Source organism: Enterococcus sp. HY326 (assembly GCF_026157065.1).
Lineage (GTDB): Bacteria > Bacillota > Bacilli > Lactobacillales > Enterococcaceae > HY326.
Genome location: NZ_JANLGQ010000002.1, coordinates 147,318 through 160,553, shown reverse-complemented (window position 1 = coordinate 160,553; position 13,236 = coordinate 147,318). Strand labels below are relative to the sequence as shown.

The 13,236-nt window shown below is 39.5% G+C and carries 15 protein-coding genes; 1 reads left to right on the top strand and 14 read right to left on the bottom strand.

Features of this window, described 5'->3' with window-relative positions:
* Positions 1-13: 13 nt before the first annotated feature.
* The 7 genes from ORH16_RS05420 to ORH16_RS05390 form a co-directional block, all read right to left on the bottom strand.
* Positions 14-151, bottom strand: coding sequence for a hypothetical protein (locus ORH16_RS05420; protein ID WP_265456944.1), 138 nt, complete (start codon positions 149-151; stop codon positions 14-16).
* 78 nt (positions 152-229) lie between these two features.
* On the bottom strand, positions 230-799 hold the full coding sequence (gene lepB / locus ORH16_RS05415; protein WP_265457765.1) for a signal peptidase I: 570 nt from the start codon (positions 797-799) through the stop codon (positions 230-232).
* 89 nt (positions 800-888) lie between these two features.
* Entirely contained in the window at positions 889-1,110 is a 222-nt protein-coding gene (locus ORH16_RS05410; protein WP_265456943.1) for a YozE family protein, read from the bottom strand.
* 24 nt (positions 1,111-1,134) lie between these two features.
* A complete protein-coding gene (msrA, locus tag ORH16_RS05405) occupies positions 1,135-1,641 on the bottom strand; it encodes a peptide-methionine (S)-S-oxide reductase MsrA (RefSeq protein WP_265456942.1) in 507 nt (168 codons plus the stop codon).
* 14 nt (positions 1,642-1,655) lie between these two features.
* On the bottom strand, positions 1,656-2,378 hold the full coding sequence (locus tag ORH16_RS05400; protein ID WP_322597289.1) for a YpmS family protein: 723 nt from the start codon (positions 2,376-2,378) through the stop codon (positions 1,656-1,658).
* Positions 2,362-3,354: an SGNH/GDSL hydrolase family protein gene (locus tag ORH16_RS05395; protein ID WP_265456940.1), complete on the bottom strand. Its 993-nt coding sequence runs from the start codon at positions 3,352-3,354 to the stop codon at positions 2,362-2,364. The genes ORH16_RS05400 and ORH16_RS05395 overlap by 17 nt, the downstream gene beginning before the upstream one ends.
* A 107-nt stretch (positions 3,355-3,461) precedes the next feature.
* A complete protein-coding gene (locus tag ORH16_RS05390; RefSeq protein WP_265456937.1) occupies positions 3,462-4,304 on the bottom strand; it encodes a DegV family protein in 843 nt (280 codons plus the stop codon).
* Positions 4,305-4,429: 125 nt separating this feature from the next.
* Here ORH16_RS05390 and trhA point away from each other — a divergent pair, with 125 nt between their 5' ends.
* Positions 4,430-5,083 carry a PAQR family membrane homeostasis protein TrhA gene (gene trhA / locus ORH16_RS05385; RefSeq protein WP_265456935.1) on the top strand — a complete coding sequence of 218 codons (654 nt, stop codon included), beginning with the start codon at positions 4,430-4,432 and terminating at the stop codon, positions 5,081-5,083.
* Between the two features lie 121 nt (positions 5,084-5,204).
* On the opposite strand, the gene ORH16_RS05380 is transcribed toward trhA, so the two are convergent.
* The 7 genes from ORH16_RS05380 to ORH16_RS05350 all read right to left on the bottom strand — a co-directional run bounded on the left by ORH16_RS05380 (position 5,205) and on the right by ORH16_RS05350 (position 13,219).
* Positions 5,205-5,693 carry a dihydrofolate reductase gene (locus tag ORH16_RS05380; RefSeq protein ID WP_265456934.1) on the bottom strand — a complete coding sequence of 163 codons (489 nt, stop codon included), beginning with the start codon at positions 5,691-5,693 and terminating at the stop codon, positions 5,205-5,207.
* A 582-nt stretch (positions 5,694-6,275) separates the two neighbouring features.
* Positions 6,276-7,223 (bottom strand): thymidylate synthase, encoded by a 948-nt coding sequence (locus tag ORH16_RS05375; protein WP_265456932.1) that lies wholly within the window; start codon positions 7,221-7,223, stop codon positions 6,276-6,278.
* A gap of 14 nt (positions 7,224-7,237) precedes the next feature.
* Positions 7,238-9,133 (bottom strand): ABC-F family ATP-binding cassette domain-containing protein, encoded by a 1,896-nt coding sequence (locus ORH16_RS05370; protein ID WP_265456930.1) that lies wholly within the window; start codon positions 9,131-9,133, stop codon positions 7,238-7,240.
* Between the two features lie 95 nt (positions 9,134-9,228).
* The gene (locus ORH16_RS05365) at positions 9,229-11,340 is read right to left on the bottom strand and encodes a cation:proton antiporter (RefSeq protein ID WP_265456929.1); all 2,112 of its coding nucleotides are present in this window, start codon (positions 11,338-11,340) and stop codon (positions 9,229-9,231) included.
* A 29-nt stretch (positions 11,341-11,369) separates the two neighbouring features.
* Positions 11,370-11,645, bottom strand: coding sequence for a hypothetical protein (locus tag ORH16_RS05360; RefSeq protein ID WP_265456928.1), 276 nt, complete (start codon positions 11,643-11,645; stop codon positions 11,370-11,372).
* Between the two features lie 267 nt (positions 11,646-11,912).
* Positions 11,913-12,539 (bottom strand): MarR family winged helix-turn-helix transcriptional regulator, encoded by a 627-nt coding sequence (locus tag ORH16_RS05355; protein ID WP_265456926.1) that lies wholly within the window; start codon positions 12,537-12,539, stop codon positions 11,913-11,915.
* A 227-nt stretch (positions 12,540-12,766) separates the two neighbouring features.
* Positions 12,767-13,219, bottom strand: a complete 453-nt coding sequence (locus ORH16_RS05350) for a hypothetical protein (protein WP_265456924.1) — start codon at positions 13,217-13,219, stop codon at positions 12,767-12,769.
* Positions 13,220-13,236: the final 17 nt, after the last annotated feature.

Here is a 13,236-nt window from a genome sequence, read left to right as displayed (position 1 = left end):
ATACTTTTAATGGTCATTGATTTACTTGTTTTATGCTATTTTTAGACACACTTCTCCCTAAAACAGTCCAAGTGAAACCAATTGCATGGCTAAAACTGACATGATATCTTTGATAATGATCAATGTTTGTTATTTTTAACCAGCGTCCCATCTCTGTATCCTCCTCTCTGAAAGTTTAAATTAATTTAAGTATAGCAAATTTCATAAAAAGTGCAAGCTGTTCAATGCCTCAATGCAGCCATTTGAAATGCTGGATTGGATAATAGACCAACCGGACAATGCCTAAAATATTGTCACCGCTCACGGCTCCAAAAGAGCGGCTATCCTTGGAAGCCCGCCGATTGTCTCCTAACACGAAGTATTGGTTCGTGCCTAAAGTCGTTGAACCAGTCAGCTCCTCCAATGTAAAATTGGTCGTATAAGGAGCATTGCTAGCGGTGTCTCCCTGCTGATTATTCGTTAAAAAATCTTCGGCAACTATTTCGCCATCAATTAAAAGCTGATCATTTTGATAGCTGACACTTTCGCCAGGTAGGCCAATGACTCGTTTAATATAAATCCGACCATCAGGTTCCTGAAAAACGATAATGTCAAAGCGGTCGACACTACTGATGCGCTCCATCGTCACCATATCGCCTTGACTCAAGGTATTTTCCATCGAATTGCCAACCACAGGTACTGGAATCAATAAAAAGCCACGAATCACAAAGGCCAGCGCAATCGCAACAACTGTCAGTTTTACAATTAGCCAAAAACGCCCCCAAACTTTAGTTAATTTTGCCCGCTTTTCTGGCGGCAGCTCCTTTTTAGGAAAACGTGATCGCCAATTTTGGCGAACTGCTGTCCACCAGGATTTAATTTTATCGATCACGTAGCCTGCCTCCTTTTTTAGCGATTATTTTCGGTATATTTTTCCCAAAGGACATCAAAGTCATCCATATTTTCAACATAATGGCCTTCAATTTCCAAATAGCTGGAGATTTCATGATAATCACTGGATTGTTTGGGAAATTGAATATCATTGCCGATCTCATTGGCTAACTTGGTTTCAGTGATTTTAGTATTGGGACCTCTTAACGTCATTACATAATGATAAAAACTGCGTTTCATCCGTTTCTTCCCTTCGTTAAATTTTTACCAGTTTTCTTTGAGGAACTGCTCTCTTCTGGCATGATTTCGCTTAAAGTTCTCAGGATTTTTTTTATAATAATCCTGATGATAATCCTCTGCTAAGTAAAATTTTTGTGCCGGTTCAATGGCTGTGACAATCGGTTCTTTAAAGCGACTACTGGCAGCTAGTTCAGCTTTGCTGTTTTCAGCAGCCACCCGTTGTTCTTCATTGAAATAAAAAATCACTGGCCGGTAATTATCGCCACGATCTTCAAATTGGCCCAAGGCGTCAGTCGGGTCCGTTTGCTGCCAATAGATGTCAATCAAATCAGAAAAACTGATTTTCTCAGGGTCAAAAATAATTTCAACAGCTTCAGTGTGACCTGTCTCATGAGCTTTAACTTGTTCATACGTTGGATTTTCGACGTATCCACCGGTATAACCGGAAAAAATCGATTGAATGCCTGGCAGCGAATCAAAAGGCTGAATCATACACCAGAAACATCCACCGGCAAAAATTGCTCGTTCCATCACTATCTCCCCCATCACTCTTCGCTATCTGTCGTTGAGTCTGTTGTGCCGACTGTTTCTCCCGGCAAATAAATACTCAAACGTAGCTCATCATCAATTAGATTAATTCTCTCTGCCCGCAGTCGCAAGCCCCCCACATCAAATTCATCAAGATGCAGGATGACCGTCTGATCGTCGGCATTAAATTCGACCCAGTCAGGAAAATCAAAATTGCGCCGCACCATATTTAGCATATCTGTAATCGGCATATTTAAGGCACCAATCGACAAACTGGTGGCTCTTAATTGAACATTGCCATTTTCCAAGACATAAGGATCAAAATAAAAATAAAAGGTAATCGGAAAACCGAATAGTGTGAATTGACCGGTCAAGAGTGCTTCATTGTCCAAATAAAAAGAGTAAGTTACCTCTTGCCCTTGTTGAAAATCTTCTAAGTAATGATCAATCAAGGCATTCACATGTTCTTTATCCGTATTAACTGACAAGAGGGCATCTCCCGTTGGAATCTCAGTTTCGACTAGATTTGTCGCATCTTCTCTGGGCTCAAGCACCCGCATGACAACAAAAATTCCACTGCCGACAACAATTGCTAGCAAAGCAAAAAAAGCAAGCTGCCAAGGATTAAGTTTTAGTTTTTTAGGATTTTTTGGTCCGCCGTTTTTTTTGATTTTCCCTAATGATTTCTGGGGATTTTCTTCAACCGACTGCTCTTGCTCATGATTATTGACTTGTTTCACTTGGTACTCCCCCTTCAGGCATCCATAATGCTTCTGTATTGATTAATTCATTGCGTACAGCATTGGCGATTAGCTGATAGCCTAAATTGTTTGGATGAAAATTATCACCGTCATATAATGCATTGTTGCTGGTACTTCTGGTGCTAGAGTCAATTGTAGAGGACTCAGTTGTGCTGGATTCAACCGTTGACGAAGAGGTCGTTTCAGCCGTATCTAAAGTAGCGGCCGAGTCCATCTCCTCATCAGAAACATCTTCTCCAACTCCTACATTTCCGTTAACTCCTTGATACAATAAATCATTTACCGGAATAAAGAAAGCATTCGCCTCTGCTTCGACAATTTCTTCTGTGCTGACATTCCAATTATCAAAAATTGTCTGGATTTCAGTAATTTCCGAAAAAGTCAGATAATACGGATTGTAAATGCCAACAACATAAATCGGCGCTGTAGCATTTTGCTGGCGAATCAGATCAAACATTTCCTCAAGGCGCCCTTGATACTCTTCCATCGGTTCGGTAAAAGTATCCACGCTTAAATTATTAAAAAAGTTTTGCTGAAAAACCCGCAGCAAATCATTGCCGCCAACTGTCACTGTGATAAAGTCAGCAGCCTGCAAACTCTCCTGCAGGTCGGTATCGTTGGTTAAGCGTTTATTAATTTGATCGCTGCGCTCACCTGCAACGCCAAAATTACTATCATTCACTGTTTTAAAGCCGTAATAATCTTCTAAATTATTGGCTAGCAGATGAACAAAGCCTCCTTGATTGGTGACATCGCCAACGCCTTCTGTCAAAGAATCACCGACCGCTGTGTAATTTAGCTCCGTTCCCGCATTGGCTTCCCTGACTTCTTCAGAGGCCACGTTCCAGCGGGGCTGGGCCTTTGGTACCAATTGATTTAAAATGATAATCGTCAAACCTAAAACCACTAAAAAAGCCATGATAATTATCACTATTTTTTTATGAATTGTTTTCATTTTTCGCCACTCTACTTCTTTGAAATCGATAGAAAAAAAGGAATTGGCAGTTAGTTTCACAGGATACTTCCTGAAAAACTAACCAATCCAATACCTGCTTTCAATCGTTAATCAGTATAATACATGATCGCAAAAGCACCCGGTCCAGTATGGGTTGCAATAACTGGATTGGTGTGCAGTACAGTTATATCTTTATCTGGGAAAAGATCCTTTAACCCACGATAAAAATCTTCCGCCAATTCTGCGGCATTGGCATGGGAAATGCCAATCTTACGAACAGTTGTCAGTTTTGACAACTCGGTTTTTAATTCATCAAACCACTTCATAAAAGTTTTAGTTCCCCGGCCTTTTACAACAGGCACTAATTCTGCATGTTCAAAATTCATCACAACTTTAATATTTAAAAAACTAGATAGCATCCCAGTCACTCGGCTAATGCGGCCACCTTTGACTAAGTTATCTAAGCCAGCAATGCCGATAAATAATTTGCCGTTGTTTTTAACAAGCTCAATTTCTGCTAAAATTTCTTCGCGGCTGGCGCCTTCTTCGGCTAGTTGAGCCGCTTGAATCACTTGAAAAGCTAAAGATTGATCAGTAAAGTCACTATCAATTACCGTGACCTTCGTGTTGGTCAGATGACTGGCTTGGCGAGCGGCTTCCACGGTACCGCTTAAATTTTTCGTCATGTGGATGGATATGACTTCACTGCCATCAGCCCCTAATTGATCGTACAACTCGACAAATTCACCGATTGGTGGCTGCGAAGTTTTTGGTAAAGTTTTCGCTTGGGCCATCATTTCCATGAAATCTTCACCGCTTAAGTTATCATCGTCTCGGTAGACAACACCGTCAATCATAACAGACAAAGGCATCATGTGTATGTTTAAATTATCCCGTAGCGATTGCTCCATTGTACACGAAGAATCCGTCACGATCTTAATTTTTTTCATTGATTGATCACTCTCTCTTTAAAAATATGGACATTACGTGGTAAAATAATCCTAGAATTTATTCTTTCATAGTATAACAGACAAAAGTTTTTTTTTCATTAAATTAAGAAAAGGAAGTCGATTTCATGGAAAACAGCAAATTCACCAGAAACTATTGGATTTTAAATGAAGTCCTAAATGCCGTGACCCACGGAATTGGGTTTGGCTTAAGTGTAGCCGGACTAGTCTTATTAATCATCAAAGGAGTTGGCTTAGACTCACCGATTCGGGTAGTCTCTTATACGATTTACGGCTCGATGATGATTCTTTTATTCTTGGCCTCAACACTTTTTCACAGCCTGATTTTTACTAGAGCGAAAAAAGTTTTCCAAGTCTTCGATCACAGCTCAATTTTTTTACTAATTGCCGGCAGTTATACGCCGTATTGTTTGGTTAGTATCCAAGGTTGGCTGGGCTGGACCCTCTTTGGTTTAATTTGGACCTTTGCAATTATTGGCGTGGTCTTTAAGGCAGTCACTTTGCACCGAACTAAAAGTGTTTCCAAGGCCTCGACAATTATTTATATTATCATGGGCTGGCTCTGTTTGATTGCGGCAAAACCTTTGTATGATTCCTTAGGTGTCGCCGGCATTAGCCTGTTAGTCGCTGGCGGCCTTTCTTACACAATTGGAGCGGCCTTTTATAGCTTGAAAAATGTTCGCTTTATGCATGTTGTTTGGCATCTGTTTGTCATGCTAGGCGCAGGCTTTATGTATTTTTCAGTTTTATTTTACACCTGACAAAAATTGACGGCCTAAAAATAATTTTAAACAAAAAATCCCCCGATGAAAATCAAGTCATCGGAGGATTTTTTGTTTATTTTGAAGTTCTTTTTGAAAATTATGTAAAGTAAAATCACTACTAGCCTCTTTGATACGTTTCATAGGATTGGCTATAACGGTTTTTCTCATCAATTTCCCCTTCGCTGACACTTACTAGATGCCACTCATCCCAATCTAAATTGGGAAAATAAGTGTCCCCTTCAAACACATGACCAATCACGGTTCGGTATAAAATCGTGCAATAGGGTAAAAACTCTTTAAAGACAACTGAACCGCCAGCAATAAAGGTAATCCCTTCGTTCTCTTCAGCATAACTTAAAACAGCTTCAATATCATGAAAGACCTTAACGCCCTCTACCTGATAATTCTCATCACTCGTCAAAACGATGGTCTGACGATTAGGTAAAGGCCGCTTGCCCATGCCTTCAAAAGTTTTACGCCCCATCACTACTGTATTATTTTCAGTCATATGTTTAAAAAATTTTAAGTCGTTGGGAACGTGCCACGGCAGTGTTTCATCCTTGCCGATTAATCCCTTCTCATCTTGCGCCCAAATAGCTGCTAACATTTTTGTTCTCCTCGTTCGTATTAATGTAATAATTTTTTTTTGCAAAAAAATTAGGTCGAGTCTCACTCCGTATACCATTCCGTTAAACTGGATACCTCTTTGTGTTGTTTAAACATTTAAATAATTGTCTCTCAACTCTTGATACTGCAAAAAAACGGAACTGGCATCCTTGTTCGTATTAAGGTAATAATTTTTTTCAAAAAAATTAGGTTGATTTTCACTCCGTATACCATTCCGTTAAACCGGGTAATTCTTTGTGTTGTTTAAAAAGCTTATTAAGTGCCACCTAATCTTTGATACTGCGAAAAACGGAACTGGCATCCTCGTTCGTATTAAGGTAATAATTTTTTTTGCAAAAAATTAGGTCGATTCTCACTCCGTATACCATTCCGTTAAACTGGATACCTCTTTGTGTTATTTAAAAAGCTTATTAAGTGCTACCTAATCTTTGATACTGCGAAAAACGGAACTGGCATCCTTGTTCATATTAAGGTAATAATTTATTTTACAAAAAATTAGGTTGATTTTCACGCCGTATACCATTCTGCTAAACTGGTTTTCGTTAATCCATTAACTACCAAACTATACAGCAATCGGTGCTTTAATTGTTGGATGAGGATTATAGTTTTCAACGGTGATGTCTTCCATTTCAAAATCAAAAACCGATTGTTTGTCGGGATTTAAGACCAAGGTCGGAAATTCTCTAACCTCTCTGTTCAGTTGTTCTTTCATTTGCTCTATGTGGTTGCTATAAAGATGCGCATCTCCTAAAGTATGGATAAAATCACCAACTGCTAAACCTGTTTCATGGGCAATTAAATGCGTCAGCAAGGCGTAGCTGGCAATATTAAAAGGAACCCCCAAAAAGACATCGGCACTGCGTTGATAAAGCTGGCAGCTTAGTTTGCCATCATTGACATAAAATTGGAACATCGTGTGACAAGGCGGCAAAGCCATTGTTGGCACATCTTCTGGATTCCATGCTGAAACAATTAAACGGCGGGAATCAGGATTGGTTTTAATCATTTCAATGACATCTTTAATCTGATCGATAAAACTACCATCTGCAGTCTCCCAGTGACGCCATTGATAGCCATAAACTTTCCCTAAATCGCCATGCTTTTTAGCAAAGGCTTCATCGGCGACAATTTTTTCACAAAAGTCTGCCAATTCTTTTTGATACTCCTGATTAAAGGTTTCATCCACTAGACTGCGACGACCAAAATCCGTCATATCAGGTCCGGTATAATCCTCACTTTGAATATAACGTTCAAAGGCCCACTCGTCCCAAATATGGTTTTTATTTTGCAACAGGTAGCGAATATTGGTATCACCTTTCAAAAACCAAAGCAACTCACTTTTAATTAAACCAAAAGGCACTCGTTTAGTTGTTAATAACGGAAAGCCTTTTGTTAAATCAAAACGCATTTGATAGCCAAATAAACTATACGTACCAGTACCAGTGCGGTCGCCTTTGTGATTTCCTTCTGCAATTAATTTGCGGCCTAATTCTAAGTAGGCTTGTTCCACAAAAATCCCTCCGATTAACTGAATTCGCTGAGATATTCCCAACGTTCTAATTTTTCATCTAAACTTAATTGGGTTACTTCAACTTCTTGTTGCAACGCCTGTAGTTTAGGAAAATCAGAACCGGTATGATTCATCTCTTCCTCTAGTTCAGTAATTTTTTCTTCTAATAGGGCAATCTCATCTTCGATTGTTGCCCATTCTTTTTGTTCCATATAAGACAATTTCGTTTTTTCTTTAACTGGACTGTCGGATTCCCCACTAGTTGTGGGTGTTTTGGCTAGTGGAGTCTCTTTAGGTTTAGCGAGCGTTTCAGCGGCTGCTAAATACTCACTCATATTCCCAAAATAGCTGATAATCTTCGCTGCCCCTTGAAACACGAGCAGCTTTTGGGCAACTTTGTCTAAAAAGTAACGGTCATGGGACACGCAGATAACAGCGCCAGGAAAACTTTGCAGATAATCCTCTAAGACGGTTAATGTGGCAATATCTAAATCATTCGTCGGTTCATCCAACAATAAAACATTGGGCTGTTGAATCAACAACTTTAGTAGAAATAATCGGCGTTTTTCACCGCCGGATAATTTGCCGATTTTCGTGCCATGCATAAAACGGGGAAATAAAAATCGTTCCAATAATTCAGCGACGCCAATTTGAGTCCCATCGCTTTGTTTGGCTGTCTCAGCAGCCTCTTGCAAATAAGCAATCATCCGTTTTTCGGGATCCATCTCTTCGTTTTGTTGGGTGTAATAAGCCAAGTGAACAGTTTCGCCGATTATATAGGTTCCTGAATCCAATGGCAAGCGTCCGGCTAGAATATTTAAAAGAGTTGACTTACCGGCACCATTTTGACCGGTAATACCTAAACGTTCACGGGCTTGAATCAGTAAATTGAACTCTCTGAGAATTGGCTGCTGAACAATCGTGTAGTCGCCGTTTTGGATTTCTAAAACTTGCTTGCCTAAGCGCTGTGTCGAAATATTGATTTCCACATCATCATTATTTTTTACCTGATAAAGATTATCCTGCAAATCTTCAAAACGATTAATCCGCGCCTGCTGTTTCGTTCCCCGACCTTGAACGCCCGCCTGCATCCACGCCAGCTCTTGTTTATACAACTGCTTGCGTTTGCCTTCTTGTTCTTGAGAAATTCGTTCCCGCTCAGCTTTTTCAATAATATAAGCTTCATAATTGCCTTTGTATTCATACAGCTTGCCAAAGCTCAACTCAAAAATTCGGTTGGTGACCCGATCTAAAAAGTAGCGGTCATGGGTGACCATCAAAAGAGCACCACGATATTGATTCAAATAGCCCTCCAGCCATTGAATCGCTTCGTAATCCAAATGGTTGGTCGGTTCATCCAACAATAATAAATCCGGTTCATCAATCAAAACCTGCGCTAAACCCACTCGTTTTTTTTGACCGCCGGAAAGCTCTTTAATTTTTTTCCCAAGGGTTGAGATGCCTAGTTTTTGCAAAATAATTTTGGCATTGGTGTCCGTCAGCCAAGCGTCTTCTTTGTTCATCGCTTCTTCGGCTTGAGCATATTGTCTTTGAACACTTGCCTCGCCGCCTTGTTCATCCAAGGCTAACAACGCTGCTTCATAATTGCGAACTGTGCGAATCAGTTGATTGTCCCCTTGAAAAACCGCCTCTAAGACGGTGAGCTCTTCATCAATCGCCATGTCCTGTGAGAGATAGCCAATCCGATAATCATTAGGATATTGAACGGCAGCAACATCGCCGTCACCACTGTCACGCCCCGCTAAGATATTTAGTAAGCTTGTTTTTCCGGTTCCATTGACGCCAATCAAACCGATGCGGTCTTTTTCATGAATCAAAAAAGACACTTGGTCAAACAACGTCTTTTCACCATAAGTTTTGGTTAATTTGCTAACTGTTAGTTCTTTCATGTCAGCCTTCTTTCCCTATTGAACGGCCAATTTTTTTTAAAACAGAACCGTCTTATTTTTCTGATTTTACCACAAAAAAAGTGAGAATTACATTGCTAATTCTCACCCTCTTCATTTTGTGACACTTGGGGTACATTTTTTTTGGTACCGCCTTTGCGCCGAATTAACAGACTCAAAGGTTCCCGTTCATTGAGATTATTAATCGAATAAGATTCCAACAAATTGACTTCTTGACGGAAGGAATTGGCCTCTAGTGTCGAAATTTTCTCAGAGACTTCATAGCTATCAATAATCTTCCGCTCTAAATAGTAGCCACGAATCATTTCTTTTTCATAAACAGGTTCTTGCTGAATGGTCATGGCCGTAATTAACGTGCCTTGATTGATTCGGCTTAAAAGAATTTTCCGTTTATTCGTAAAATATTGTAACAAACTCTCATCGTAAACCCCTTCTAAGTTTTCAAAACTGTCAAAGATTAATTGGGAATTATGCTCCAATAACTCACGAATTGCCGTCACATCTTTTTCATTTAACAAACGGTTTCTCGGGGTACGATTGCGTTCCCACCATAGTCTTGGATGGGTGAAAATGACAATTATCTGACGGACAAAGATGAGCCAAAAGCCTAAAAAGGACAAAATTTGCCGTGTCACAGAATTTTCAAAGTCTGCGATAAAACGGGAATAAAAACGATAACCATTGGCACTGATTTTTCCCTCTCTATAACTGCGGTCCAGGCTGTCTTTTTCAATCGAAATAATTAAGGCTTGTAACTCTTGGACTTCCTGTTTTTCTGAATTGGTCATATGCTGGCCATGGAGTTCACTGATACGGTCCTGATAATTATCAATCACCGTTTCAGCGGCAATATTTTGAATGGCCTCAGGTTTAGTCGGCAACTCTTGATTCAATTCATCCATCACTTCCCGCAAAATATCGATATTTAAACGGTCAGTTTCAGAGACTTCCTCTGGTTCATCGCCAGCTAATAACGGTAAGACTAATATTCCCACCAAAAGCGTCATTAAGATGACGCAAGCGGTGATAAAAAGTAAGAGTGAACGATATTCAAAGGTCATATCATTAATAGTAATCGGCAAAATAAAAATAGTCGCTAAACTGACGGTTCCTTTTACTCCACCAAAGGTTAAAACTAAAATATCATGGAACTGACTGCGCAATTTTTTAAAGCCGTCTTTAAAGCCCCAAAAAACTGTAATGAAAGCAAACCGTAAAACAAAAAGCATAATCGTTATCACGACGACGACAAAAAATAAATGCCAGTTGGAATACACACTACTTTGCCAAATTGGCGAAAAGACTTGGGATAATTCCACACCTAGAAAAATAAAAACTAAAGCATTAAGCATAAAGGCCATCGTAGACCAGGTCGTGTCCGAAACATTTGAAAGTTTAGCATCAAAAATGCTGACCTTTTGAAACTCAGAGGCCTGCAAAACACCAGAAACGACAACTGCGATAATCCCTGAGACATGAAATTCTTCCGCAATCAAATAGGCTAAAAATGGCAGCAGTAATTCGATCAGCAAATAGCCGGCTACATCTTTGGCTGCCGCTTTTTCAATTAATTGAACGACCTGTCGTTTCAGCCAAACTAAAATGACACCCACCAAAATACCACCGATGGTTGAGAAAATCAAAGTTTCAGAGGCATTGATGACAGAAAAGCTGCCGGTCGTTAGGGCAGCGATGGCAAACTGAAAGGCGGTAACGCCGGATGCATCATTTAATAGCCCTTCTCCTTCAAGAATTTGTAGGGAGCGTTCTGGCAAGGAAAGACGGCCAGACAACGATTTTACTGCGACTGCATCGGTTGGGCCTAGCGCTGCGCCAAAGGCAAAGCAGGCGGCCAAAGGAACCGTCGGCAGCAAATAATAAAGTGTAACCCCCACACCTAAAAGTGTGAGGATTACACCACCGAAAGCCAAAAATATGATTGTTCCGAGATTATTCAGCAAAGCGCGAACATTAATTGTTTCACCCTCACGAAATAATAACGGCGCAATAATCATTACCAAAAATAATTCAGGGACAAAGGTAATATCACTGCCAATCTCCGTCATCCCGATTAAAACTCCAAAAAATATTTGAATCAAGGGTAAGGGGATGTTCGGTAAAATTCGGTTTACCACATTTGAAATGGTTACGGCAAATGCAAAGACGATAATTATCTCAACTAATGTCATAACATCCCTCCCGTTCTATTTATAATTTTTTAGGCTTTCTTCCCACACAGGGTTTCCAACCAATTTTTCTTTTTCTCTAAAATCTTGTCTTCAACTTCTGTCAATTGGGCATTATTGCCATCAATTTGCATTTGGGTTCTCTTAGCTTCCAAACGCAATAATTCATGTTTCGCCCGTTGACAACGATAATAAAGAAGCGGATTACCATGCTTTAGCTCGTTTTTCTTGTTTTTAAGCTCCTCAGGGGTTAACTGTTTGTATTGTTCCTTCAAGGCGCTTAAGCGAGCTTCAAAATCCTTAGTCATGATCAAATGATCCTCCTTTTTAACTGCGGTAATTATAGCAGAGAAAGAATAAAAAAACGACTATTTTTTGCTACAAAAAGAAACTGGCTAAAATTCTATCAGCAATTCTTAATAATTCAGTTTTCCTGTTGGCGGTGGCAGCTTTTATCACTTCAAAAAAATTTCACAGCTAGCTTTATTGCCGAAAAACAGTGAAGTCAAAAAGACGAAAAAAAAGTTTGAAGAAATCCTCTTCAAACTAATTTTACCACGATTTAGTTTATTTGTTTAAAAATCTGTCCAATCTGCTGTTCTTTGATCATCTTGTCTGTTTTGATGGCGACAACCTTTTGAAAATTCACCATGATGATGGGGATGGTGGTGGTGGTGACCCGGTCCGTGATGTGGGTGTCCACCACCGTGAGGACCCTTAGGACCAAAGTGATCCATGAAATCTTTACGACTGTCAAAATCATCGCCAACTCTTTCGCTAATGGCTTCATTCAGCTTTTCAATCAAGGCTGAAAATTGAACTTTTTCTTCATCGGAAAAGACATCAAATAAATCAATGGCAAAGCTCGGTTCTTCGGCAATTCTTTTGGCCTCTGCTTCACCTTCAGCAGTCAAGGAAACCAGCATTACCCGTTTGTCTTCATCAGAAGACGTCCGAACGATAAGCTGATTTTTTTCTAATTTCCCCAACAGCTCACCAACTGATTGTGGGCGCAAACCTAAAATAAAAGCCAAATCTTTTTGAGAAATATTATCCCGCATCGAAAGTAGCGTTAACACGCGGCCTTGTCCCCGATGAGGTGAACCAGTTTTTCCTTGTTTGTGCATTTCCATTGCAAAATAGCGCCGTAAACGACCATCAAATTCTAAAAATTGTTTAGTTAAATCTTTTTCTTCTGTCATCATTCATTCTCCTTTTTGAGATACATTTTCGTTTTTTAAAAATTAATAAGGTACCTTATGTCTATATAATACAGGTACCTTATTAAATTGTCAACTGCATATCGATTACTTCTTAAGAAATGTTTAACGACAGTGATATTTTTTTCATTTAAACAGCAGTTGAAATTTTTTATACGGCAAAAAACCCGCTTGATTGCAGCAATCAAGCGGGTTTAATAAAATTATGCTTAAAAGAATTCAGTGTAGACTTCATCAACGGTTTGCGTTGGGTCAATCACAATGTATAAGCTCTTATTTTTTTCAGAAACTTTGGTGGATTGATAGACATTATCCAAGCCTTCAGTGTCTTTATCTTTGTAAGGGAAATAAACCAAGTCAGGAGTTCCCGCACGATAGATGATTTCCATTCTTTCGATATCTTCATATTTCAATGCTCTAGCAAACATCCCTAATTCTAGGCCACCTAAGTTAATATCCGTTGTGGTTACATGATCGCCTTCTGGGAAGATTTCAATTTTAAAACCTTCACTTGGATGAATTTCAACGAATTCACTGCCGTTAATCCGACCAAAACTTGTTGAAATACGTTTAATCCATAAGTCACCAATATAGCGACGTTCAACAGTCCATGTTTCACCATTGCGGAAATAGAATTTTAATGCTGTCATTTCTTTTGCCATGATAAATTCTCCTCACT

Excerpts from the sequence above, each read along its gene's own strand:
- ORH16_RS05420 (WP_265456944.1), bottom strand. The coding sequence starts at position 151 with ATGGGACGCTGGTTAAAAATAACAAACATTGATCATTATCAAAGATAT.
- ORH16_RS05410 (WP_265456943.1), bottom strand. The coding sequence starts at position 1,110 with ATGAAACGCAGTTTTTATCATTATGTAATGACGTTAAGAGGTCCCAAT.
- msrA (WP_265456942.1), bottom strand. The coding sequence starts at position 1,641 with ATGGAACGAGCAATTTTTGCCGGTGGATGTTTCTGGTGTATGATTCAG.
- ORH16_RS05395 (WP_265456940.1), bottom strand. The coding sequence starts at position 3,354 with ATGAAAACAATTCATAAAAAAATAGTGATAATTATCATGGCTTTTTTA.
- ORH16_RS05390 (WP_265456937.1), bottom strand. The coding sequence starts at position 4,304 with ATGAAAAAAATTAAGATCGTGACGGATTCTTCGTGTACAATGGAGCAA.
- trhA (WP_265456935.1), top strand. The coding sequence starts at position 4,430 with ATGGAAAACAGCAAATTCACCAGAAACTATTGGATTTTAAATGAAGTC.
- ORH16_RS05380 (WP_265456934.1), bottom strand. The coding sequence starts at position 5,693 with ATGTTAGCAGCTATTTGGGCGCAAGATGAGAAGGGATTAATCGGCAAG.
- ORH16_RS05370 (WP_265456930.1), bottom strand. The coding sequence starts at position 9,133 with ATGAAAGAACTAACAGTTAGCAAATTAACCAAAACTTATGGTGAAAAG.
- ORH16_RS05365 (WP_265456929.1), bottom strand. The coding sequence starts at position 11,340 with ATGACATTAGTTGAGATAATTATCGTCTTTGCATTTGCCGTAACCATT.
- ORH16_RS05360 (WP_265456928.1), bottom strand. The coding sequence starts at position 11,645 with ATGACTAAGGATTTTGAAGCTCGCTTAAGCGCCTTGAAGGAACAATAC.
- ORH16_RS05355 (WP_265456926.1), bottom strand. The coding sequence starts at position 12,539 with ATGACAGAAGAAAAAGATTTAACTAAACAATTTTTAGAATTTGATGGT.
- ORH16_RS05350 (WP_265456924.1), bottom strand. The coding sequence starts at position 13,219 with ATGGCAAAAGAAATGACAGCATTAAAATTCTATTTCCGCAATGGTGAA.